Source organism: Nesterenkonia rhizosphaerae, from assembly GCF_039544555.1.
GTDB lineage: Bacteria > Actinomycetota > Actinomycetes > Actinomycetales > Micrococcaceae > Nesterenkonia > Nesterenkonia rhizosphaerae.
In genome coordinates this window covers 1,080,473-1,103,874 of record NZ_BAABLW010000007.1, presented here as the reverse complement: position 1 = coordinate 1,103,874, position 23,402 = coordinate 1,080,473, and the positions used below count along the sequence as shown (strand labels likewise).

17 protein-coding genes are annotated in these 23,402 nt (G+C 61.0%); all 17 read right to left on the bottom strand.

Features of this window, described 5'->3' with window-relative positions:
• Nucleotides 1–50: 50 nt before the first annotated feature.
• Entirely contained in the window at nucleotides 51–1,274 is a 1,224-nt protein-coding gene (locus ABEA23_RS10790; protein WP_345478015.1) for a hypothetical protein, read from the bottom strand.
• Nucleotides 1,271–6,499, bottom strand: coding sequence for a hypothetical protein (locus ABEA23_RS10785; RefSeq protein ID WP_345478014.1), 5,229 nt, complete (start codon nucleotides 6,497–6,499; stop codon nucleotides 1,271–1,273). Before ABEA23_RS10785 ends, ABEA23_RS10790 begins: the two co-directional genes overlap by 4 nt.
• 142 nt (nucleotides 6,500–6,641) lie before the next feature.
• The gene (locus tag ABEA23_RS10780) at nucleotides 6,642–10,541 is read right to left on the bottom strand and encodes a DNA polymerase III subunit alpha (protein ID WP_345478013.1); all 3,900 of its coding nucleotides are present in this window, start codon (nucleotides 10,539–10,541) and stop codon (nucleotides 6,642–6,644) included.
• Between the two features lie 5 nt (nucleotides 10,542–10,546).
• The gene (locus ABEA23_RS14275) at nucleotides 10,547–10,915 is read right to left on the bottom strand and encodes a WhiB family transcriptional regulator (protein WP_425577212.1); all 369 of its coding nucleotides are present in this window, start codon (nucleotides 10,913–10,915) and stop codon (nucleotides 10,547–10,549) included.
• Between the two features lie 148 nt (nucleotides 10,916–11,063).
• On the bottom strand, nucleotides 11,064–11,387 hold the full coding sequence (locus ABEA23_RS10775; RefSeq protein ID WP_345478012.1) for a hypothetical protein: 324 nt from the start codon (nucleotides 11,385–11,387) through the stop codon (nucleotides 11,064–11,066).
• Nucleotides 11,387–13,234, bottom strand: a complete 1,848-nt coding sequence (locus ABEA23_RS10770; RefSeq protein WP_345478011.1) for a hypothetical protein — start codon at nucleotides 13,232–13,234, stop codon at nucleotides 11,387–11,389. Before ABEA23_RS10770 ends, ABEA23_RS10775 begins: the two co-directional genes overlap by 1 nt.
• 34 nt (nucleotides 13,235–13,268) lie before the next feature.
• Nucleotides 13,269–14,081: a hypothetical protein gene (locus ABEA23_RS10765; RefSeq protein ID WP_345478010.1), complete on the bottom strand. Its 813-nt coding sequence runs from the start codon at nucleotides 14,079–14,081 to the stop codon at nucleotides 13,269–13,271.
• Nucleotides 14,074–14,721: a S26 family signal peptidase gene (locus ABEA23_RS10760; RefSeq protein ID WP_345478009.1), complete on the bottom strand. Its 648-nt coding sequence runs from the start codon at nucleotides 14,719–14,721 to the stop codon at nucleotides 14,074–14,076. The genes ABEA23_RS10765 and ABEA23_RS10760 overlap by 8 nt, the downstream gene beginning before the upstream one ends.
• A 200-nt stretch (nucleotides 14,722–14,921) precedes the next feature.
• Nucleotides 14,922–15,545, bottom strand: a complete 624-nt coding sequence (locus ABEA23_RS10755) for a hypothetical protein (protein ID WP_345478008.1) — start codon at nucleotides 15,543–15,545, stop codon at nucleotides 14,922–14,924.
• A gap of 150 nt (nucleotides 15,546–15,695) precedes the next feature.
• Nucleotides 15,696–16,334: a hypothetical protein gene (locus ABEA23_RS10750; protein WP_345478007.1), complete on the bottom strand. Its 639-nt coding sequence runs from the start codon at nucleotides 16,332–16,334 to the stop codon at nucleotides 15,696–15,698.
• A gap of 93 nt (nucleotides 16,335–16,427) precedes the next feature.
• Nucleotides 16,428–17,405, bottom strand: coding sequence for a hypothetical protein (locus ABEA23_RS10745; RefSeq protein WP_345478006.1), 978 nt, complete (start codon nucleotides 17,403–17,405; stop codon nucleotides 16,428–16,430).
• 32 nt (nucleotides 17,406–17,437) lie between these two features.
• Nucleotides 17,438–18,700, bottom strand: coding sequence for a hypothetical protein (locus ABEA23_RS10740; protein WP_345478005.1), 1,263 nt, complete (start codon nucleotides 18,698–18,700; stop codon nucleotides 17,438–17,440).
• 45 nt (nucleotides 18,701–18,745) lie between these two features.
• A complete protein-coding gene (locus ABEA23_RS10735; protein WP_345478004.1) occupies nucleotides 18,746–20,170 on the bottom strand; it encodes a hypothetical protein in 1,425 nt (474 codons plus the stop codon).
• Nucleotides 20,171–20,190: 20 nt separating this feature from the next.
• Complete coding sequence (locus ABEA23_RS10730; protein ID WP_345478003.1) at nucleotides 20,191–20,520, bottom strand: hypothetical protein; 330 nt, start codon at nucleotides 20,518–20,520, stop codon at nucleotides 20,191–20,193.
• Between the two features lie 5 nt (nucleotides 20,521–20,525).
• Complete coding sequence (locus ABEA23_RS10725; protein WP_345478002.1) at nucleotides 20,526–22,127, bottom strand: hypothetical protein; 1,602 nt, start codon at nucleotides 22,125–22,127, stop codon at nucleotides 20,526–20,528.
• A 20-nt stretch (nucleotides 22,128–22,147) separates the two neighbouring features.
• Nucleotides 22,148–22,879 (bottom strand): class F sortase, encoded by a 732-nt coding sequence (locus tag ABEA23_RS10720; RefSeq protein ID WP_345478001.1) that lies wholly within the window; start codon nucleotides 22,877–22,879, stop codon nucleotides 22,148–22,150.
• A gap of 21 nt (nucleotides 22,880–22,900) precedes the next feature.
• Nucleotides 22,901–23,317 (bottom strand): hypothetical protein, encoded by a 417-nt coding sequence (locus tag ABEA23_RS10715; RefSeq protein ID WP_345477999.1) that lies wholly within the window; start codon nucleotides 23,315–23,317, stop codon nucleotides 22,901–22,903.
• Nucleotides 23,318–23,402 lie beyond the last annotated feature (85 nt).

Sequence of the window (23,402 nt, the reverse complement as noted above, 5' to 3'; positions counted from 1 at the left end):
CATGCAGGGGCGTTACGTTTCCGTAACCCATGTGCATGAACAGCCGCGGCTTAGTTTGTCCGGATCCTCAGGTTGTCCAGCTGCGCTGTGCGAGATGCCGTCGTGCCGGAACCAATGAGGGTGACCTGAGCGAACTCCGCGTTCTCAGGGGCGCGCAGTACCTGAGTGTCGGGGGTTTTGTAGGAATGCCAGTGGGACAGTTCGACGGTGTTCTCCCCCGGTAGTGCGTGACGAGGAAGTACCTCTACAGCTGCGACGCTGATGGGTTCCCCGTGAGAGTCCATCCAGCTGACCTCATAGCGAATGGCAGCGGCGAGCCTCCCATCAAAGGTCATCTCGATCTGCGAAGTGGACGTCACCGCGAACTTCGTCGTCCTGGCCGCCTGGCCGTGGCGCAGGTGCAGAGCTCCTGTTGAGGGGTTAGGCGACGGGTCAGAGTCTGCGGATGTGGGGGGTGCGATGACGGCGGCGTCACTGTCGGTGACAAACTCCCCCAGTGCGCTAAGTCGGCCCAGCTGCATAAGGTGCCCCGCACCGGATTCAAAGCTGTTGCGGTAGACCTCGGTCAGATCAAAGGTCACAGTGTGCACCGAGGGCAACGAGTCCAGCCCACCGGCTCCAGCCAAGGCAGTGACTCGCAGGGTGACTGACTCTCCAGGTGCTGTGGGGAACGAGGTGGTGGTGTCAGTGGTCGTAATAGAGTCCCACCCGTCCTCAATTCGTCGTTCCACCTGATAGCGAACTGCGCCAGGCACGGGGGTCCAGCTGACGGAGTACAGGGCGGATTGGCCCACTCGTACCGGCGCACTGAACCCGGCGGGCCGGTCCAGGCGCTGCTGATGGCTGACAAACAGATCAGGGCGGCCAACAGTGTCCAGCATTGAACTCACCTGTGAGGGCGTGGCGCAGCTCAGCACAGTGTCCTCAGTTAGCTGCCGCGGCGTTGGGTCTGAGGACTCAGCGTAGAAGACCCGCCCGGTAGCTGAAGCAGAGACGGCGCTCCAGCAGTCGGCAGTATCGTTGGTTACTACGTCGACATCTCCGCCGGAAACACCAAGAGTCTGGTAATCCCGGTAGCTCTGTCCAGAGCTTGCGAGGTCGCTCTGCGCAGAGGCCACTGGCCTCAGCCGGGCCTGTGCAGCATCGTCTTGCTGAGCAGGAATGATGCTAGTGCTGAGGCCGATGGCTGAGGCAGCTACTATCCCAGCGATCAGGGTGCCCATCAGCACGGAGAGAAGGTCAACTGCGCCACGTTCGTCCCTGTGGAGTTTCACGGTGTGGTCTCCATTCTCCGCCGGGCAGCTCCGCCCAGGAGCGCAAGGCTCCCTGCACCGATGCTCAGTGCTAGAAGCACCCCGAAGATGGTCCACACCCACCACGAGCCTGAGCGCACAGCCTCTAGTGGTGCGGATGCCTGGGGTCCGGCGTGACCGGCAGCGATGATCAGCGGCTCCCCGTAGACCTGGGTTTCAGCGACCGCGATGTTGGAGACCGCTCTCTCGCCGGAAAAGTCCCGTGCGGTCACGCGGGCCTCGTTTCGGATGACACCGCCGTTGGTCGCCGGATTGCCGGCGGTAAATGAGGAGTGCTTGACATCCACAGAGATTCTGTCGCCTGGGTTCAGTGGCTGCTCGGAGGGCAGACTGAACCGTGGAGTTACTCCGTATGCGGATTCCATGGCCGGGTCCTGCAGCTGGACCTGGTGGTAGGTCTCATCGGAGTTGTTGGTCAGCGTGAAGCGCCAGTGGAACTTCTCCCCGCGAGCCAGATGATCCCTGCCTGATTCGGGTATCAGCTCTTTGATGAGATCCAGCCCGTGGCCGCCAGGGGCCACCACAGTCGTGGATGCGCGGAGTCGAGAATCAGCTCCAAAACGGTCGCTGCTCAGGGGCAGGCTAACCTCGGCTTCAGCCTGATTCACGAACTTCCCACCCGTGAACTCCGTAATGGGTCCACGGGTTTGAACAGTGACCTTCTCGCCGGGGAGAAGTTTGCCGTTGAAGTCAGACTCGTACACCGGGTCCACCAGGGCATCTACAACACTGGGTTCATCCCCGTGAGCACCGGAGACAGTGATGTTTCCGTCATTGATGATGGTGTAGGTGAAGATCGCATCCTCACCGTCCTCCAGGATGCCGTTGCCTGAGGCGTCCTCAGCGAATGCTGTCAGTTGTGCCTTGGGTGCGCGCCGGAAGGGTACGTCTCGGGACCAGTTGGTGGGAGTTTTTAGTTCCTGGTGCAGGCTGAGGGTTCCGGAGGTGAACACTGGTGCGCCGCTGGAGTTCAGCCGTGTTGGTGCCAATGCTTGCGTGCTGACCTCCAGTACCGCCTGATTCAGGTCAACTTCTTCCTGCGGCATCTGCGGGACGAGGTCTCGTGCGTCGATGGTGACGCGTTCGCCAGGCATCAGAGTTTGTGCCCCGAATGTCTGCTCGCGGTCGCCCTGTGTACCGGCGAAGGTCACTTCCGTGGCCCGAGAAGGCAGTCTCAAGGGCACGTTCCCGTTATTGGTCAGGGTGACATGGGAGGTGAGGGACTCGGCGGGGCCGAACCGCCCATCGACACGCTCCACCATCACTGGGTCGTCAGCGGCTGTCGGCTGTCCTCGGTGCCAGATCAGAGTATTCTCGTCGTTCTCCAACCAGGAACCTGAGTCGGTGAAGTCGATCTTGGCGTCCAGTGCCGGTACGCCGACGGTGCCCTCCCACATCGGATGGGTCAGCTGGGAGTCGGCAGCGCCTCCAGCCCAGGCGGCGGTAGCACTCACATTGTTGCGTAAGTCGGCGTTAGCCCGGGCGTTGGCGTTGACCTTCCAGGTGGCGTTGATGGTGAAGCTGCGCCCCGTGTTGAGGTTCCCGCTCCAGGTGTACCCCTTGGCTGTCTTGCGGACGCTACCTGTGCTGGGTGTGCTGACGTCGATGAGTTCAGCCGGCCCGTCGAGCAGATCGGTGATGTTTACATCGCTCAGGTTGAATGCGGAGGTGTTGCGAATGGTGATCCGCTGGGGGTAGGTCATCTCGCGATACCCGTAGTGATGGGGAACGACTGTGGAGCGCTCCACCTGTACCTGGGCATGCCCGACAAGGCCAGCACCGATACTGGTGCGATGGCGGCCATCTCTGCCCAGCGCCGGAATGCTGACGCGGTGACTAGTAACCTGATTTTCGAAGTCGGCCTTCCCCTGGCGAGAGGTGTATCCGAAGACAGAGTCTCCTCCGCGCAGGGTGAATCCGTCGAACACTCCGAGTCCGTTGTGAGCACGGCTTGTGAGCCATTCGACATCCGGCTCTACGTTGTATGTGCCCGCGGGCAGGTTCTGGATGGTCCACTTGCCCTGCGCGTTGGTGACAGCTCGCGGGACATGGATGCTCTCGGAGATGTCCAGGCCAGAGGCTGTTGTCCCGGTAATGCGCACTGGCGCATTGCGCACAGCGGGCTTTTTGCCGCGAGTGCCGTCGTGATTGTCACGGGTGCCGTCGATCCAGATTTCGCCCGCAGCCGAGCCTGAGCTGACCTCCATGGGCTGGGGGCTGCTACGCCCGGTGAAGCTGGTCACGGTTTCGTTCTGGACAACTAGGTCCACGTTGTAGATCAGATGCGGAGTGATCTGGTCACCGTCAGTGGTGGCGATCACCCCCATGGGGATTCTGACTTCTCGTGTTTGGCCAGGGGAGATCGTGCGGGTGAGCCGTATCGCTTGTACTCGGCTGGGGTCGTTTGGAACTGAGGTATACCGGGCGGATGAGAGCTGCGCCAGGGTGGAGTTCCGGTTGAATGCCTGAGTGGTCGCCTCTACAGTCCAGCCGGCGGCATTGAGGTTGCCCAGCATGACATTGGCGTCGCGGTGGCTGAGGACATTAGAGGTCATTCCAGCACGCGGGATGAGCACATAGGCGGTGATTGCAGCCGAGTGGAATGCTGTCTCGTTGCCGAAGGTCATTGTCCAGTGGTTAGTCTGGGCGGGACTACGGAACGGGTGCACTTCAGCCGTCTCGTTAGCGGCTCGTAGCGTGGCGATCATAGGCGTAGAGCTGTCGATGCGCATTGTGGTGCTGGCGTTGTTGTTTCGCCGCGACCCTTCTTTGGGCATACGTGAGCTGGTTTCGATGGTGCCTATGGTGGAGGCCTCGCGCGGAGTGGTGAGCATACGCAGCACAATCTCGTCCACAGCAGTGGGGTCGGCCAGGCGGTAGACCACGAAATTCCGTCCTACCTGGTGTGGCTGAGGACCAGCGGTGGTGTCGTGGTAGAGCATGGTCTCGCGGTCGAACTCCACCCGGACCTCCATCGGCCCTCGACTACTGGGTGAGTGCGGCTTGACCGTTACTTCGCCAAGAGCGCCACCGGCCACGGCGGCCTGGGACTCAACTTCGACCATGGACAGCGGGTCCACGATCGTCAGCTTCTCCGCAACGTGAGATCGGGGCTCCCGGGTGATTGTGGCAGTTCTGCGATACTCCGGGGAGCGAAAGAACTGGGCCAGGTTAGCTTCGCTGAGAGAATCGAATGCCTGCGTGTTGAAGTTCAGCGAGGCCTGTGAGGTCCAGACCCATGCCTGTCCCCGGTATCTGTCATTGGTAGGGGTCAGTGGAATCTGTGTGATCAAATCCCACCGTGTGGGCTGATCGGCGGCGATCATGAAACGGATCTGCTTCACCCCGGTGTAGATGCCCTCTCGCGCTTTCGCCGGATCGTTGTTGAACGAGGAGTGATTGGGGTTGCTGCGCCAGTTTCCTGAATCACAGGTGAGATCGTCTCCGGCTGCGGGTTTCGTATTGGAGTACTGGACTTCGAATCGTAAGTCACTGAAATCGAGATCACGCTGGGCACCAGAGATGTAGACCGGTCCAGTTGCGGGGTGGCGGCGGTTCTGGAGGGCCGACCCGCTTCCCGGGTGGTACTTCGTCTTAGGGTCGACAAGTGACAAGTGGTCTTCCCAGCTGACGCACTGGAACTGAGCCACCGCACCACCAACAGGCGCGGTCAAACGGTTGCCTGCCGCCCACATGGCGGTAGCCCCGGGCATGAGCTGGCCTTCACCGTCACCGAACTTGCTGGATCCGGGAAGACCCTCCCACCAGCTATTAAACCCAGGGCTAAAGATGGGGCCAGGTGTGTTCAGTGGGGAGGCCTTCCATGGCGAGGTGATGGCCTGGCGGACCTCCACATAGCCGTCGTCGCGTCCGAGTCCCGTTTCAGACCACTTTGGTGCCGAGCGCCATGGGCGGTTGGTCTCGTGTACTCCGACAGCACGCAGGGTCGGCTGGGATACCGTCACTGGGAGACGGTTCGCCCGGGGGCTAAAGGGGATCAGATCAGCTAGTGCTTGGCCAGGTACGAAGACTTCGATGTTGCGCGACCAGAGCATTTCGTAGTCCGGTCCATCGTAGTCAGGATCCTTGTGAGGAAGCAGTCCGTTGCTGCCGAAGCCGGTGCGCGTCGGAACGGTCCATGCAGACGTCTCAATGTTGGTGCCATCCAACACGATCTTCTGCGTCCGCGGATCCGCAGTGAACGTCAGGTCAGCGGAGTTTCCGAGGAACGCTTCATCAGGATTTCCGCTGCTCGTGTTGAGCGTGTGGTTGGAGATCGGTCGAGTGTTGCTGAGGAACAAGTGAGGCATGTAGTAGGTGTAGGCATCACCGTGACTGCGCTGGCGATCGACCCAGGGCTTAGTGCGGGTGACACCCGGGAAGTAGACCTCATCGGGCTTCCAGTCGAAGCTGATCTCAGAGCGTGACCAATCCAGGGGCTGATTACCGTACTGGCTCGGAGTAGTGAGAATAAAGGGGTCGGTGAGTCGCCAGTACCGGACCATCTCAGTTTCCGGATGAGGGTGCCGGTTCTCTGTCCCTTCGAGGGCCGGCCACGCGGTGCGATAGTTGACCCCTGGCCAGCTGTGGCCCTCATGCAGCTCGGAGTGCGGACCAAGGGCGATACGCGCCTGAGAGAAGACCGCAGGGAGACGGGTGTAGCTGGTGCTGGCCACAGGGACCTCATCAGCAATGGTCTGTGCTTGGACAGTGAACCGGTGCCCGGGAGGCAGCTCGGGACGCACTTTGGCGTCAATCCAGACCGAAGCGTTGGTGTATCCGGCACCGGTGCTGCCAAGGTCGCATACGAGTACCTGTTCGCGCAGACTTTCCCACGAGGTGGCGGTGATTGGGGTGTTCCGGGAGGGCTGATCACCACGGTTGTTCAGTGAGGAATCGGGGCCACAGTGCGCGGGAATGTCCTGGACTTGCAGGCCCTTGGGGATCTTGAATTCCACTGCGGAGGACGAGGATGCCCGGTCGATCTGAGCGCTGGCGATGAGCCGCACGGTTGAGTTAGTCAACAGCCGGTTGGCTTCGCGTGCCTCAGGTGTGCGGAGTTCGTGGCTGAGGGAGATCGAGCCGGTGTTGGCGTGTGCTGGCTGCGCAGAGTTGAAGGGCACGCCTGTAAGCACGCTTGTCACCACAATGGCTACAGCAGCTGCTGTGGCGAGCGTGCGGCGCATGATTCGGGACTTTACTGGGCGAGCAGTCACTATGAGCTCCTAGGACGACGCGGACGCCTCCGGTACGACTGTTGGATATCTGCTTCAGTGCTCCCCATGTGCATCTGACCGAGTTTGTTCGCATCGGTCCTGGTGAGACCGGTTAGCTCTGCTGTATGGCAGCGCCCAGTGCGGACATCTGCTGCTCTATCGGTAGCTGGGGGTTGTAGCCCACAACTGCGATTCGTTCCTCTTGGAGGATCACCGTCTTGCCGTTGAGGTGGATTGCCGCCTTGTGCACTTCTCTCGGTGCCCCCTGCATGGCAATGATGTTTGGCCGACGGGGGTCCAGTCGTTCGGGGATTTGGTTGGCCGACACGATGGCTAGGGTCCAACCATGAGTCGCTTCATCAGCGACAGGCGGCTCAGGCTTCTTGCGTGCTTTCGGCGCAGTTGGGGCCTTGGCGACGTCCTGCGTCGGCGCGGGTGCAGAGGAAGGCTCCTCTCTAGAAACATCTGTGTCGAGGACTTCAAAGAGTCCTGCTGGAGAGGGCTCGTCGCTGACCAGGGTGGGGTCAGGGATGAGCCAAATCTCGGAGACCTGACCTTCACGGGTGATCCGGGGCTCCGCATCCTCGTCGTCGCCATCAGGCTCATCGACAATGGTCTTGACCGTACCTGAGACCACGGCCAATTCGCCCGAGCGCAGTTCGCGCCCGTAGCGGCTGACCATCCTTTGGTAGGTATCAGCCCACAGGACCAGTCTCATGCTTTCGGAGTCTTCAATGGCACCAAAACCCATTCGCCCCACGCGGGTGGAGCGAGAGCTGAGCTCAGTGATGATACCCACGTGGCACATCCTGTAGGCGTCTGGGGCCAGGTCGCCGAGCCTGTAGACCTCTCCCCCGACGATGTCATCCATGTCGTAGTAATCATCATCGGTCAGCACGTTCAGGGTTGGTTCGCCCACGATCGTGCCCAGAACTTGGCGCTGGCGAGCGTCCAACTCGACCTGTCCGAACTCTTCCTCCATTGGCGGGATGTGACCGGCAGCCTTGACTGCTTCGACGGTTTTCAGCAGGCCTCGGCGACTACCGAAGCTGTCACACGCGCCGGAGTCGATGAGAGCGCGAAGTGCAGTGACGTTGAGTCCTTCGACCCGCTGCGCAAGGGCTGCGAGACTCTGAAACGAACCACCGCGTTTTCGCTCGGCAACGATGGATTCTGCTGCTGCTCCTACGTTCTTGATCTGGGCGAGACCCAGGCGGACGGTTCCGTCCTCAGCGGTGGTTCCGGCATCGGAGAGGTTGATGTCAGGCGCAGAGACGACTATGCCTTCGGCCCGGAGGTCCGCGAGCATCCTCAGACGCTTGTCTTCCTTGTTGGTGGTCGCAATCATTGCCGCGGCGTACTCCACTGGGTAGTTCGCCTTCAAGTAGGCGGTCCAGTAGGCAAGCATCGCGTAGGCGATGGAGTGCGACTTGTTGAAGGAGTACTCTGCGGAGCCTTTGATGAACTCCCAGACATTATTGGTGGTGCTCTCTGAGAATGCTGGCGAGACGACAGCGCCAGTTTCGTCGGTGATCTCCTGGGGTGCACCCTGCTTCCACCACTCGTAGCACTTGTCCATCAGCTCTTGCTTCTTCTTGCCGATGGCCTTACGCAGTGTGGAACGCTGAACGTCGTCGAATCCGGCAATCACTTGGCCCAGACGCATAGCCTGTTCCTGGTAGACCACGTTCTGGTAAGTCTCGCCGAGTACTTGCTCCAGCGCTGCGATCTCGTCAGAATCACGAGTCAGGCGGTCGTAGCTCTCAGGGGTCCGCCCGTGTTTCTTGCTGGCGTAGTCTTTCGGCATACCTGCGCTGATGGGGCCGGGCCGGTAGAGCGCTACAGCGGCGGAGAGGTCGTTGAGCTGATCCGGCGCGATATCGCGGATCACTTCAGTCATACCCTCGGAGTCAGCCTGGAAGACCCCCTGGGTACGCCCCTCCTGCAGAAGCTTGTAAGCAGCCTGAACCTCAGGAAGGTCAGCGTCGGCGTCCGGGTGTGGGATGTCGTAGACGGACCGGGGTGCCGTCTCAATCTCGGCAAGGTACTCGAATGTTTTGTCGATGTAATCCAGGTTCTGCAGGCCCAGGAAGTCCATCTTCAAGAGGCCGAAGCTCTCGGTGTTCTCACCATCCCAGGTAAGAACCCAGGGGTCCTCGGGTCCAGCATTCTTGAGCGGACGCATAGGCACCATGTCCATTAGCGACTCATCCGAGATAACGAAGCCGCAGGCATGGACTGACTCGGAAGTGGATACGTCCTGGAAGCTCCAGGCCAGGTCCACCAAATGCTCACCTAGGAGGCGACCCTCGTACTCGGGATGATCAGCCTCAGGGGAGGCATCGACGGCTTCCCAAAACTCTTTCTTCGCGGGAGTGTCAGTGATTCGCTCATCAATGGTGCCCAAATCTGAGGGCAGGAGGGACTTGGCAGCGTTGATTTCGACAATGCCCGCCAGCTTGTTTCCCAGCTCAAAGACCGCCCGACGCTTAGCAGAGGCCGCTGCCGCCTCAGACTTGGTCATGCCTTTGGGTTCGTATGGCTGAAGCGTGCGAGCGGCACCCTTCAGTGCCCCCTTGGTCTTGATCTTGCCAAAGGTTCCGATCTGGGCGACGTTGGCAGCCCCGTAGACCCTCTGGCAGTAGCGATGGATACGCCAGCGGTCTCGCTGCGGGAAGTCGGAGTCGATATCGGGCAGACCCACACGTCCACGTTCCAGGAATCGCTCGAAGAGCAACCCGTAGTCCAGGGGTTCGACATCGGTGATGTAGAGGCAGTAGGCCGTCACCGCGCCGGCGGCGGACCCGCGACCGGGACCGGTCGTGATGCCCTCCTCGCGGCAGAACCGCATGATGTCGGCGTAGATGAGGAAGTAATCGGCGTAGCCCATCTCAGTGATGACGTCGTACTCGTGCTCAATGCGCTCGACTAGCTCTTCATCGTCCTCCCAGTCCTCTCCGTAGCGGTCGGCTGCACCAGCGACGATGAGATCCCAGAAGTGCTCTTCGGAGGTGACGCCATCAGGCAGAAGAGGAAACTTCGGTAGGCGCACTTGTGGCTCTGGCACAGTGTCCTCAGCAACGCTGTCAGCAATGAGCTGAGTGTTCTCCACAGCTTCCTGCCACCAGTCGTCCTCGCGGACGGCTCGCATTTCAGCTTCAGATTTGTAGTGGTAACCATGACCGTTGAAGACGAACCGTTGGGAAGCGGGAGTGTTCAGGTTGGACTTGGTGCCATCAGCCAGGAACGCCTCGTGTGCGTGGCATTCATCCTCGTGGAGGTAGTGGGAGTCGTTGGTCGCCACTACCGGGAGATCGAACTCATCAGCGATGTCCAGCAGCTCGTCGAGCACGAAGAGTTCCGATTCGATGCCGTGGTCCATGACCTCCACGTACACGTTCTCAGTTCCGACCGCGTCGATGAGTGTCTCCACGGTTCTGCGTGCTTCATCCCGCAACCCGTCAGCTTTACGCCCCTGGGGGTCATCGCAGAATTGGATCTGAGCCAGTGGGGTGCAGATGGGAGAGGCAAGGCACCCGGTGAGGACAGTCAGCCCCTCCCCCAGTTCTTTGAGCAGCTCGAAGTCGATAGCCGGGTGCTTGCCGATCTTGGTCTTCTGAGACTCATTGTGCAGGCGTATGAGGTTGTGCCAGCCGGTGCGGTTTCTGGCGAGGATGGTCAGGTGGTAGTAGGACTTCTTCTTGGTACGCCGGTCCCCGGCATCTTCGACCTTGTCATCACCATCGCCCATGCCGTCATCAGCGAAGACGGTCATAGTCTGGGGATCGTGTCGCGAGCCGATGGCCACGTACGCCTCGATGCCCGGGATGGGCTTGATGCCCTTGCTCTTGCATTCAGTGCTGAAAGCCCACAGACCGGCAAGTGAACCATGGTCGGTAATAGCCGCGGCCTTGAACCCGTGCTCAGCTGCAAGCCCGACGGTCTCTTTTAGGCGTGCAAGTCCATCTAGGAGGGAGTGCTCGGTGTGGACGTGCAGGGGGACATACGACATGGTCTCTACTGCGGCCGCACTGAGCGCCGGTATCGTGCCAGGTCTTTGCGCTCCTGAGGACGCAGACCTCCGAACACGCCATTGCGGTCACTGTCTGAGGTCTCCACTTCCAGAGCGAAGTCCAAGCACTGCTTCTTGACCGGACAGGTGCTACAGATTTTCAGTGCAGCATCATACGTCTCAGGATTGTTGATATTACGAGAGGGAAAGAACAGCTCCAGGGGTGCATCCAAGCAGGCTGCTCGATATCGCCACGGGCTTTCCCGGTCGGCGGTGTCAGGGACAGGCTCTGGTGCGCTCTCACTGTCTGTTAAGCGCCAGATCCCCTGGGAGTCCTGGACCAGTCGCTTCTCGGGTGTGGCCGGTGCGTGCATGGTGGACATTGCGGCCGCATCAAATCAGGGCGACGTCGGGCTCTGGGCCTTAAGTCAGCGATATGCGCTCCGCAGAGGAGGACATTCAATGTCCTAGTCATCGAATTGCTCCAGCAGATCCATGGCGGCCCGCTCCTGCGCGCTGAGCTCACCCCGGGCTTACCGCGAAGTCAGCATCAGACATTTCCAGGGTCAGTTCCCCGCAGGAGGTGGGCATTGACGGCCCTTGCACCATGATGGTGGAAGCTGGGTCCCATGCGTGCAGGGCGGCAGCAACACCTTCTGGAGAGAGACCAGCAGCATAATGTTCTCCACTGACTGGGATGATGCTGCCGTTGATGATGGCCGCGTACGCCGCACGAACAATGTCCTTGTCTCCTAGTAGCCTCTGCCCATCACACCAAGCGGCACGCCCGTCGAAGGTGTTGACTCGGATGCCGTTGAGTGAGGTGGCCGCGGTAATACTGACCATCAGAGTCCTCCTGGTCCGGTTCGTCCCACTGTGGCCAGCGTGCCCAGCACGAAGGCGCGATACTCTTCATCTGCGCGGTGCCGGCCTACTCCGACAAGCCCGCCGTATCCGCCCCCGTAGAGCGCTTCCATGCCGCAACTCATAAGTTCGAAGGCCTGGTTGTCTACGCGTTTTACCGAGTAGTCCTTGCCCATGTATGCGGAAGGGAATCCTCCGTCACGGTAGTACTCGCCCTGCAAGCCTGGAATCCGGGACAGTTCGTGGTCCTCGGTTCTGCGCTGATAGAACGCTCTTTCAGCCTGGGAGAGTCCGGGGACCGAGTACTCCATGCGGTGAGTGAGCTCATGGGCCGCACTGCGCAGTGTGGGCGCGACTCCGGGCAGCCCATCCTCCGCAGTGACTGCGATCTCTGGGGCAATGTGAATCTCTTCACGAGACATACGGTGCTCCTTGCGGCGCCACCCCGGATCTGCCTCACCAGTAGGATCAGTCCACCATTCCCACCCAGTACCGCGTGGACGTTCGTCGTGGTTGCGGTAACTGTAGTCACGTTCGTAGGACACCTCCACGTACGCCGGGCGCACTCGCCTGCCCAGTGATGCAACCTCAGAATTATGCTCGTCGATCTGAGTGGAGTTCAGTTCCGGCCAGTCCTCGACAGTGATGGGCGTATCTGGAAGTGGACGATATTCCACATAGGGACTCGTGGAGCGTCCGGATTTCGGGTCGTATAGCGTGCGAGTGATATCCCCTTGGATGAGTGTTGACAGTGGACGCTTCTTCTTCACCTCGTGACGCTTCAGGTCGTTGTAGTGAACCCGCTTCTTGGGCCAGAACTTGGCAACGGGCGCACTGTTGCGGAAGGTGTTCATGGTCCCTATGGTGGTCACGCGCTGTTGGCTCGTTCCGATCCGCTCGTTGGAGGCTTTCACCCAGTCGGCGGGGAAGATCTGAGCTGCATCCTGGAGGGCCGCGACGGCTTTCGGTTGGGATCGCTCATGGAAGGTGAGGTCTCCCCCGGTTTCGCGTACTTCGGCTACGGCTTCTCGATACCCTGCCGCCAGTTTCGCCAGGTCCTCGCGGGATTCATCGTCCACCCCAGCCTGGATGAGGTTCACGTGGCGTTGAGCCTTACGGTTCTGGTACCGCTCCACTTCCTGACTGACATACTCAACTGCCGCCAGAGAAGGTGGTGTACCAAGCTCATCCAATAAAGCCCCGGTGTCCTTCAGTAGCGCGATGGACTTCGAATCCCCGTTCTCGGCCTGGAACTCGATTGCCATGAGCTTGTGGGCGTACTCCCACTCCCCGTTCTCGCGACTGAGTTGGTGAAGTCTCACGTTCCCTCCGCACTCTTCGCGGGATTTCACCAGTTGGTCGGCCTGATCCGCGGCAGCCTGAGCCTGACGAAGTCGTTCCGCATGACGCTGCCGGGCCTGCTCTGAGGTCATGCCGGCTAGTTCCTCGGCTCGTGCTGCGACTCGCTCCCCTACGGCGACAATTGCCCGATCCTCACCTCCGAATTTATCGATGATCCGCTGCTTAGCCGCATAGAGTTCTTCGTGCTCCCCCTGCTGGTACCGACGATGCTGCCAGCTCAGGGCAGCGTTGATGTCGACGGCGACGGAATCAACGAAGGAATGGTACTCGGCTGCTGAGTGGTTAATGGAGGTCTCTGGCGTGCTTAGAGTCATATCCTCGGTGATCCCCCACAAGTCGGGGGTCTCCGAGATTCCCGGGTCCAGACTGATGACGGATTCACCGGCGGTGGTGGATGCGCTTTTTGCTTGTGAGGCACCGCGAATCTTGTGCTGGTTGGTGCCGCGTCCGCCGCCAGTTTTACTCATGGTGTTACCTGTGGCCGGGGCTGGTTGAATAGTCCTAGGTGGCACGCGTTCGCTTTGCGCGCCGGGCGCGTGAGACTGCGGCGACACCTAAGAGGATCAGAATCAGCGCGAGGCCGGCCAGCACAAGGGTCGTGGCACCGGTGGGCGGAATATTGTCCGTAGGCGCGGCGACTGGGGAGTTGTCGCCCTCAGGTGTGGTTCCTGGGCCTGATGGGCTCGCCGAGCGGGCGTCTGCCGAACCTGATGGGGCGTGAACTGTGCCGCTGGATCGGGGTGTTGGTGCCGGTGCATCCTCCGGCGAGGCCGGTTGGCTCGGTGGGACGACCGCTATCGCATCTCCAGTGCCCTCGATGTGGACTGTGGCACGAGTGGTCTGCCCCTGATGAGCATCCGCGCCTGGGGTCACCCAGAGTCGCAGGGTGTGTGGTCCACTTGTCGGGTCAAAACTCAAGTGCGTGTTTTGCTGATGCTGAACATGGCTAGCTACGGGGACATAGACACCATCGGAGCACGATGAAACTGCTGTCTTTTCGGCATCCTGGATCCTCGCCGGAGAGGCATTGGGCGCAGCGGGGAAGTCGCCCGGGCATAGAGCCATGGCGATATCCAATGGTTTGTCACCGTCGAACTCAACGCCCAGGTCCACCCGGCCCACCACGCCGAAGGTCTCCACGGATATATCCCATTCCGCTGTCATGGAGGGGTTGAGGTTGCTGAACAGCTCTGGCGAGGTGGTCGAGACGACACGAACATTGTCATTCTCAATGACCTCTGTGCTAAGCGGCGTCTGCGCGCTAGGTGCCGCCAGGAGCGGAATGATCAGCAGGGCGGCAAAGATGTTACGCACGTGCATCCTCCGTGGCGGGGTTCACTTGTTCTGGCGGCTTGCGCTCAGAGCCCTCCGTTCGCGGCCAGAATGCCCAGGCCACCAGGAGAGACGCGACGATCGCGATAAGCATGAGAACGCGAGGGTTGGACAGCTGTGCTACGAAGGGAGCGATCCCAGGAATGTGAGCCATCGTTGCCTGGGCGGTGCTCACGACGTAAGGGCGAGAGTCCGGCGAGTCATTGGCATCACCTTGCATCTCGACAACTGCGACATGCCCGGCCTTCACGTCCTCGACAGTCAGCTCACGTTCAACATCAGCTCTACTGTCAGTGCCGGTAGTGCCAAAAGTGAGCTTATGCTGCCAGTCTCGTTCACCATCGGTGGTCCAGTATGTGTGACCCTGATGGAGAAGATCGCGTACTGTCTCGGGATCGTTGACCGCTATGACGCGGTGAGTCACCGGCATGTTCATGTCGGGGGTCTGGACAGTGAGGACATCACCGACGTTGATTTGTTCGGCATCCACCTCAGTGGTGATCGTCATTGAGCCAGCAGGAATGCTGGGCTCCATTGAGCCGGTGCGGAAGAGGATCAGAGAGATGCCCATGCTGTGAGCCAGAATCGCCATCACCACTGAGGTGGCTCCAAGGAAAGCCATCGACCACAGCAGCGTGTGAACCAAGATTTGGGCGATTCGTCTGAGCGTCTTCAATGTCTCTCCGGTGCGTTGGTTCATTTTAGGGGTGGAGCGCCCCGGGCGGACACGGTGTCCGTCGGTGAGGGAGCCTCGGCCCGGGGATTATGGCGGTTGGCCGGGGCGCTCCAGGGCTATTGCGGCCGCACTGCGACCGGCTGCGCCTAGTCGGTGGCGATCTGCTGAGTCGCCTCGAAGGTCCAGGTGGCTTCGGCGTCCAGTCCCTGCGGGGCCGGTACGGCAACTCCGTTGACCTCAACCTCGTGCAGCTTCTTCACCTGCAGGGTGAACTCCCGGACCTCATCAACATCGAGGTTCTCGAAGTCATTGAAGGTGATTGGGCCGTCCTCGGAAAGATCGGAGTCCAGTACGATGTCACCCTCTTCGGCGAGGACGGTGTAGGAGTAGTAGGAGAGGTCGCCCTCACCCTCAGTGTCCAGGTTGATGCGAATAGCGGAGTCATGGGTGGTTTCCTCCGAGAGAGCCAGAGCGAAGTCCACGGTGCGAACATCGCCAGGTGCCCAGGTCACTGCGTCGGTATGCAGGGAAGACATGGACAGCTCTGCACGCGAGCTATTGTCGCTGCGCCAGTTCCATTCACCGTCTGGTGACTGTGTGGTGGCGATCTGCAGGTCGAAGGCACCACCAGAAAACTCAGCACCTACGGACTCGGAGTCCTGCCAAAATGCCAGGGTGAGCAGTGAGCCAATACCGAGTGCTGAGGCCAGGCCGATTACGGCAGCCTTCTTCTTCCGGGAGGTGCTCTTCGTCGATGCGGTTGTGGTCAAAGCTAAACCTTTCACGGGGTGCCTGTGTGAGCTGGCACGGCGGATTGAACGGACGTTCTGGGTCCGTTGCCTTCTCCCATGTGCACGAGCAGACGAAAGAACCCCCGCACTCGAAGATGCAGGGGTTCTTTGCTCTAATGCGGGCTGTGATTAGGCCGCGCGGCGGGTGGGCCGGGAGCGAGTCGGGCGGGACGTGCTGGACCCGGATCGGCTGGATGTGGAGCGGGAGGTGGTGCTGCGTCCTGCCGAGCGAGTGCCCGAGCGGCTACCGGCACGGCGAGGTCGTGCAGCCTCCTCGTCTTCCTGCTCATCATCGTTGTCCTGCTCGTCCTGGTCCTCGAACTTCTCGTCCTCATCACGACCACGACGACGCTTAGGACGCTTGGATCCGCCACTGGAACCCTCAGAGAGGACTCCGAAGCGGGTGGAGAGTCCGAGTTCGGCTGCCCGGAGAGCGGGGATCTGCTTCTCCAGCTCCTCATCGTTATTGGTGATGATCACCTGGTCCCGGGTGCCCACAGTCACTGCAGCAATGACAGTGGGGTTCTTCCCGTGCTGGTCACGGTAGGCCTCGCAGTCGGCTGCGAAGTTCTCGATACCAGCACGGCGGTCGGCGGTAACTTCAAAGTACTCAGTTTTCACAGTCTCCCAGTCACCGTCGTCATTGCGACGACGAATATCGTGAGCGACGGTGAAAACACCGAAGACGTCATCTTTGCCCTCATTGAAGAGGCGAACTGCGGGCTGGTCTTTCTTGGCGGCAATGTTGCCGGTGATGACAGTAGTCATATCAGTTCCTTTTCTCATATCTGAGTGTTGTCACCATCGGATGGTCCGTTGGTGCGAGCGTTTGCTCACTCCTCATTGCGGCCGCACCAACGATCAGCCTGTATTCACCGGCACCGATATGGACGCTGCGGAGCGCAGCTGCAGCCATCTGACCTCGTCACTTCGCGGCTCCGGGGCATCCGCCCCACCAGCGCGGCGCTCGGTGAGCAGGGTGTCGCTGAGCTCACGGGCAGCGTTGAGGTCGATGAACTTCGAGTCTGCCTCGCCTTCGATCCCCGATGGTTGGCACAGGACGTGCTCAGGGAGGCGGTCCACGCCCGCCTCGGGGATGCTGACCGTGTCAGCCCACATATCCGAAACCTCATTGTCAATGTGCTTGCCGTCGCGGTTGTAGAACGCAGCAACTTTCCCTTTCTCGGTGGAGACCTCCGCGACGACGGCGTTAATGGGGGCTTCGTGTCCGATCCTGGCTGCCACATGGGCGTTGTGATGCCTGGCCGTGGACGCAACGAACCGCTTTTCGTCTTCGTCCGTGAGCTTCTGGTACTGCTGATTGGCCGCGGAGATGTCTCCCAGGTGGCGCACCAGGTCTTGGGCGCACAGTGCCTCTTCGGAGTAGTGCCACCGACCTTTCTCCGCACTGTCATCGTCCAGTCTGCGGCGCTGCGCCGGTTGGAGAGTCAGCCTCGGGTTGTCCGTGGTGCGATGCTTAGCGATCGCGGACTCCAGCGCATCGCGTTCATGGAACTGATTCCGGATGTCGTAGCGTATGCCGAGATCCGTATGCTTGGTCTCGTAGAGTTCGTCAGTGAAGCCCTCGATATTGACTGTCTGCGGGTCCACACCCAGACGGTCCTTGAGGAAGTACTCCACGTCCTCATGAAGATACTCACCGGTCGATTCCGGAGGCAGCATCGCTGTGCTCCTGGAATGCCCGCAGAGCGGCTTGAAGTCCTCGGAAACCCCCAGTGAGACCTGAGACTCGCCAGTGGTGCCGGTGGTCTTCTTCGCCTGGGAGGTGCCTTTGATCTTGTGCTGGTTGGTGCCGCGTCCGCCGCCTGTTTTGCTCATGGTGGTGACTGTGGCCGGGGCTCAACGATGAGCTAGGACGCTTCCTCTGCGATGGAGTCCATCGCGTCGTACGCGTCGTCGATGTCCTCGTACCAGACGGAGTCGCCGCCGACTTTTTGGCCGTTGCGCTCCTCGTGGACATAGAAGCCATCGTCGTCCGCCTCGACGCTCACGGTGACCCGCTCGCCAGTTTCGCTGTCGGTGACGCTGCGGGATTCGACAATCTCCTCGGAGCGGAACGGGCGATGGGTGGCGCGCCTCTGCAGGCTGCGGGTCTCTGCGCTGCGTGCCGGAGGAACCTCCGCACCGAAGTCGCGACGCTCCTTCATGAGCCTGTCGCTGAGGTCACGGGCGGCGTTGAGGTTGATGAAACGGGCATTCTCTGACTTGGCGCCGCCGGGTAGCTCGGGTGTGCAGGTGACATCCTTTGGGAAGTGGTCGATGCCCGCGTTGGGGACAGCGAATGTCCCGATGGTCTTGCGGTCGGGGGTGTGCTCGATCGTGTTGCCGTCGCGGTCGTAGTAGGCGCTGATCTTCCTGCTGTCGGCATCAATCTCCACGATGGTGGCATTGGGTGGAGCGTCGAAGGCGATGCTGGCGGCAATATGGCCGTTGTGTTCGTTCGCCATCTCGCGAACGTTGGAGTGCTCGCGCTCGGGAACGCTCGCCCATTCCTGCTCAGCCTCGGCGGCGTTTCCAAGATAGCCGCCGACCTCGTACCAGAGTGCCTCCTCCTGCTCATCGTGCCAGGAGTTCCGCAGGGCAGAGTCGGAGGCGAGATGCTCGCGTTCGGAGTCGCTCAGTGCCGGTGCTGTGGGGGTCGTGATCTCGTGGGCCAGGGTGCCGGCCTTTTCTGCAGGGGTGCCTTTGTGCTTGGGGTGGTAGCGCCAGGCCAGCACTGCCATATCGACAGCGTCCTCCAGGCTGACATCGTCGCGCAGCTGCTCTTCATGGAAGGGGCGGCTTCCCAGGTCGCCGTCCTCCCAGCCCTTGTCGTGCTGCCAGATCTCTACCCGGTCCTTGTGGACGTCCACAGTCACTGGGTAGTGGCCGTCGTACTCACCGATGCCGATGTAGTCGGTCTCCGGGGTACTGTGCACGCCGTCGCGTCTGACCGGCACGTCTCCGAAGCGCTCAGCGAGCGCACCAGCGACCCTTTCGGCGCTGATGCTGTCCTTAGCAGGGGCGGACAGGCTAATACTGGACTCCCCCGATGTGCCAGTGGCCTTCTTCGCCTGAGAGGTGCCTTTGATCTTGTGCTGATTGGTGCCGCGTCCGCCGCCTGTTTTGCTCATAGTGGTGACTGTGGCCGGGGACCACGTCAGCCACGGACTAAGCGATCAGCCGCGTCCACTTTCAGTCGCGTATCCAGAGCGTTCATGGATACTGGCGTACAGCGCCGCCTGGCGGGCGTAGGCCTGTTGAAGGTTTCCGGGCTGGCTAGAGTCTTGTCCTGTGCTTCCCTGCTTCTGATTTGCTGCGACGACGCTCCAGAACGTCTCGGGGTCTTCAGCGACGGCGAAGCTGCCGGACTCATCCCGGGTGATGATCCTCTCCGCGATGGCATCCAGGTCGTGGTTGTCAGCCTCGTCGCCGAGAACTTCGAGGATCTCCCGCTGGACGGCGTCGGCGTGCGTGTCGTATCGACGCTGTGAGGTCTCTGCTGTCGTTTCGCCGAAGCCGTAGTCGTCTGCCCCACCGTTGAAGTTCTTGGACCATGGAGAGGTTGCTGCGTCGTCCTCTACTCGCTGGATGTCGCGCCAGTCGGCACCGATAATCGGGGTGAACTCCGCGGCGGGTTGGGCGTTAATGCGTCGCCCGTCCTGGGAGAGTGTGTTCGCTTTAGCGATTGTGGTGAAGGTGCTCTTGTCATCTGGGTATCCACTGGCACCAATGAAGGCGAGGTTGCCTGAGTCCAGCAGGCGGTTGGATTGGTCGCGGGCCTGCTCGATCGCGTGGGCGCGATCTTCGACCTCATCCGGGGAGGCGAACTCGTAGCTGCCGGACTGCAAGGTCTCATCGTCGCGCCACACTCGGTAGTAGGCGGTGCCGTGGTAGCCGGTGGCCTCTGATCCGGTCACCGCATGATGGACCTCGACCTGGGCAGGCAGGCCCTCGCCGGTGTAGTAGTGCTGCTTGGCGGAGTAGATGGCTGCTGCGTCGGTGTCGCCGCTGATCAGTTCTTCCGGAACGACCTCTGAGAGCGGAGTGTTGCGCTTGAAGTCCCGCCCGATGCCGCCGACAACGGGGCCTTCGGCACGTGCGAAGTCGTCAATGGCGAAGTCCCCCATCGGGGCCTCGGCATCAGACTCGGATGCCTCAAGTGCAGAGTTAGCCACTTGCTGGGTGATCTTCTCTTTAATGAACCGCTCTGCCGCTTGCTGGCCGGCCAGGTCCATATCGTCGTGGGGCGAGACCTCGCCATACTCGTAGTAGCCGACATCCTGGGATCGTACGGTTACTGTGCCGGTGGCGCCAGCGGTAACCTCAAACCTCGGAATGTTCGCATCCTCGCGTTCGATGATGTAGGTCTCTGCTTGAGTGTCCGGATCGTCCACATAGGGATCAGCGTCAGGTCGAGAGATCCAGTCTGAGCCTAGGGAGTCTGCAATCTCCTGGGCGATGTCGTGAGTAGAGATGGGCGCCGGGCCGCTGCCCACTAGCTCCACAGTGGATTCACCCGCTGTGCCGGTAGTCTTCTTCGCCTGGGAGGTGCCCTTGATCTTGTGCTGGTTGGTGCCGCGTCCGCCGCCTGTTTTGCTCATGGTGGTGACTGTGGCCGGGGTTAAGTTCCAGAGTGGGTCGCCACGTCTGGACAGGTGCCGCCGGTCTGTTGTCGTCGCCGGCGGTTGGCATTGTCCTTGACCTGGATGGAAAGCTCGACAAATTCGCCACCGATGTTCTTCTGGGTGTCGTCGTCTCCGATTATTGAGAGGATCTTCGCCATTGCGGCGGCGCGACGAAGCGTGTCGTCACCATCCTTCTGAGGCCCTTCGGGTTCAGGGGCGCTCAACTCCACACTGGACTCTCCCATGGTGCTGCTCGCCCTCTTCGTCTGAGATGTGCCTTTGATGCGGTGCTGGTTGGTGCCGCGCCCGCCGCCGGTCTTGCTCATATGACTTACTCTATGTCGCCGATGGCGGGGATGGCGCAGCGCTCCCATCGTTGACGCGCGGCGGAGTACTCCTTCCAGTTCTCGCCGGCGTTAATACCGAGATCAGCCTTAGCGAGGTTCTCCTCATGCTGAGCGCGCTGGGCAGGGGTGAGCGCGTCCTCTACCACTCCACAGAGCCGGTGCCTGCCGGACTTGCCTGACTCTGAGGCCTTGAAGATGTTCTCCGATGCATCGGGGAAGATGGATTCCTCTGAGCTGGGGTGTGCGAAGTCGGCACTCCATTCTTCCCGCGCCCGGCGGTTGTAGTTCCTGGCGGCGGTGCGGCCCTGGTTGGCGAAGTCAGGGTCTCCGCGGTACTCCGCGCCCACTGGAGCGTTCTCCAGGGCACGTTCGACACTGGCAGCCTCAGCCACCTTGTACTGTGGAGTGCCCTTGATCTTCTGAATCTGCTCAGAGGTGAGCTTCTTGCTCCAGCCCTCCAGTGTGGGGCTGAGGACCGGACCAGAGTTCACGGCGTTGGTCACGTCGTTGGAGTGGGCGCGCCAATGGTCGAAGACCGGGCCTTCGTGGCCGGTGTCGCCAGCCTCGCGGATCATGCCGTAGTCGCCTGTGGCTTTCATGCAGGAGACAGCGTGCTGGGTCGCCATGGATCGAATAGTGCGCTGCGCATGGTACGGGTCCGCAATCTCGACAGCGTCTTGCCGGATCGCCGCTGCCGACATTGAGGCTGACTTCGCCAGGTTCTCATGGACTTTCTTCGGGCCGCGCCTGCGTCGATCATCGAAACTCTGCTGGTGCTTCGTGAGGTCCATGTGGCGGTACCCGGGGGCAGGCTCACGTTTAGCCGGGCTTAGCAGCGGCCCGGTGTTGGGGGTGGACTCGGCAACACGCACTTGAACGTCTCCGCGCCTCATTTCGGCACCGGTGACCCGAGAGTACTCGCCAGTCTCAGAGGTGACCGAGATGTAGATGTCCTCACTGGTTCCTTCTGATGTGGCGACCATACGCGTGCCGCGCATCTCCACGTGCCCCGTCATGGTGCTGCCGTCTGCGCGAGTGACGGTCACCCGATCACCGCTGTTCGGCCATTCGCCGCTCAGTTCGCCGCTGAAGGCTCCATCGGTGGCCCGCTCTTCGGCTTCGAGCATGGCCCGACCCTTGAAGTAGTGGGTTTCGCCTGTCTCTTCGTCGTAGATGCTCTCGATGTGACCTGTGGAGGCCATCTCGCCGATGTAGTTGAGAATGTCGGCACCGCCCAAATTCTCAGTATCCATGCCGATGTTGCGGGCGGTCTCCATCAGCACTTCTCCGCCGATACCGTCGTCTGCGCCGAGATAGGCCTTCTGGAAGTCGTCGATGTCCCTGTCTAGCGCCGGACCCGCGAGGGTCTCATCACCCTTGCCGTATTCCTTGCGCCATGCCTCATAGGCCTCCGATTCCTCCGTGCTGAGTCGGCCCAGGGGTCCAAACGCATCGGGGTGGTCGTAAGGAAGAGGTCCGCCGAGCTCCACCGTGGACTCGCCTGGGGTGCCGGTGGTTTTCTTCGCCTGGGAGGTGCCTTTGATCCTGTGCTGGTTGGTGCCGCGTCCGCCGCCTGTTTTGGTCATGGTGGTGACTGTGGCCGGGGTTAGGGTGCTGGGACTGCGGTGGCGATGAGGTTGTCCTCGTAGCGCCAGGGTCCGTCGGTGTCGGTGGCGGCTCCGGCGCATGTCATCAGGTGCAGGACGTGGTCTCCAGCGTGGTCGAAGAGTTCTGGGGGCAGCTGGGTCTGTTCGTGCACGGAGAGTTCGGTGACGATGTAGTGGTGCTCTTGTTCCTGGTGGAGCACAATGATGGTCTCCCCCGGGGTGAGTCGGTGGATGGGCCAGAAAGGTCCTTGTCCGCCGTCTGCGGTATCGACGTGGGCTGCGATGAGGGCAGCGCCGCGTTCCGCTCCTGGTTGAGCCTGGTCTTCGTAGAGGCCAGCGTCGTGTTCGGGGATTTGCAAGTGGCCTCCTGTGGCCCCGATGGTCTGGAGCGGGATGGTGTGGCCTGAGATGATCACAGCGTCGCCGCTGATTTGTGGTGCCGGGGGTGCCGGTGATGGTTCGGGGTTGGGGACACTGAATGTCTCCGTCGGCAGGGGAGCTGACCGGGAGGTAATAGTCTCGCTGGGCTGCGGTGGCGGTGCTTGCCCCGGGAGGGACTTGGCAATGAAGATGCCGCTGGCTACCAGGGCGATGATGCTGGCAATAGCAGCCAGCACAGCTAGGACCGCGGTGCGCGGTAAGACCCCGGTGTGGGTCTCACCGGCTCTAATCGCGGCCAGGCGCTGCTGGGTGCTGTCTGGGTTGCTTGGGTCTTGGCTGTCTTCATCCACACCGGAGGATCCCATGTGCGTCTAGAGATCGGTGCTATATCGCTCGCGTAGCTGCTGGATTTTCTCCAGAGGTTCGATGTGCATGAACTCGCACAGCGAATCGAAGACCCCGACCCATGCCAGGGACAGCTCAGCTGGAGTGCCGTTTAGCGGTGCCGAGGGGCTTTGCAGGGCTTTCTCCAGATATCGCCAGTAGTCCCTCTGATAGGGCCGCTCTTGGGCGAATAGACTCAGGGCGACTCGGGCCAGCTTCGCTTTCTCGGCGCAGGTGCTGAACTCCTGAAGCATGGACACTGCGATCTGCGCTCCGCCAGCCGATAAGGCTCTCTGTCCGTGAACACGCTCCATGTCGAGCACGGCTTCCGGGTTGTTCGCGAGTGCATGGCGGGCATAAGTGAGGAACTTCGCCATGGTGAGGTCCGGTGCTTCCTGGGTCATGCAGTGTCCGCCTTGTGAGTTCCAGTGTGTTGGCCTTGGTGGGGTTCTGGGATGCCAGCAGAGAGGTTTGATCTCTGGATCCGGG

Coding starts and splice junctions, on each gene's coding strand:
- ABEA23_RS10740 (WP_345478005.1), bottom strand. CDS start 18,700: ATGAGCAAAACAGGCGGCGGACGCGGCACCAATCAGCACAAGATCAAA.
- ABEA23_RS10780 (WP_345478013.1), bottom strand. CDS start 10,541: ATGTCGTATGTCCCCCTGCACGTCCACACCGAGCACTCCCTCCTAGAT.
- ABEA23_RS10770 (WP_345478011.1), bottom strand. CDS start 13,234: ATGAGTAAAACTGGCGGCGGACGCGGCACCAACCAGCACAAGATTCGC.
- ABEA23_RS14275 (WP_425577212.1), bottom strand. CDS start 10,915: ATGCACGCACCGGCCACACCCGAGAAGCGACTGGTCCAGGACTCCCAG.
- ABEA23_RS10760 (WP_345478009.1), bottom strand. CDS start 14,721: ATGGCTTTCCTTGGAGCCACCTCAGTGGTGATGGCGATTCTGGCTCAC.
- ABEA23_RS10750 (WP_345478007.1), bottom strand. CDS start 16,334: ATGACTACTGTCATCACCGGCAACATTGCCGCCAAGAAAGACCAGCCC.
- ABEA23_RS10725 (WP_345478002.1), bottom strand. CDS start 22,127: ATGACCAAAACAGGCGGCGGACGCGGCACCAACCAGCACAGGATCAAA.
- ABEA23_RS10745 (WP_345478006.1), bottom strand. CDS start 17,405: ATGAGCAAAACAGGCGGCGGACGCGGCACCAACCAGCACAAGATCAAA.
- ABEA23_RS10775 (WP_345478012.1), bottom strand. CDS start 11,387: ATGGTCAGTATTACCGCGGCCACCTCACTCAACGGCATCCGAGTCAAC.
- ABEA23_RS10785 (WP_345478014.1), bottom strand. CDS start 6,499: ATGCGCCGCACGCTCGCCACAGCAGCTGCTGTAGCCATTGTGGTGACA.
- ABEA23_RS10715 (WP_345477999.1), bottom strand. CDS start 23,317: ATGACCCAGGAAGCACCGGACCTCACCATGGCGAAGTTCCTCACTTAT.
- ABEA23_RS10735 (WP_345478004.1), bottom strand. CDS start 20,170: ATGAGCAAAACAGGCGGCGGACGCGGCACCAACCAGCACAAGATCAAG.
- ABEA23_RS10730 (WP_345478003.1), bottom strand. CDS start 20,520: ATGAGCAAGACCGGCGGCGGGCGCGGCACCAACCAGCACCGCATCAAA.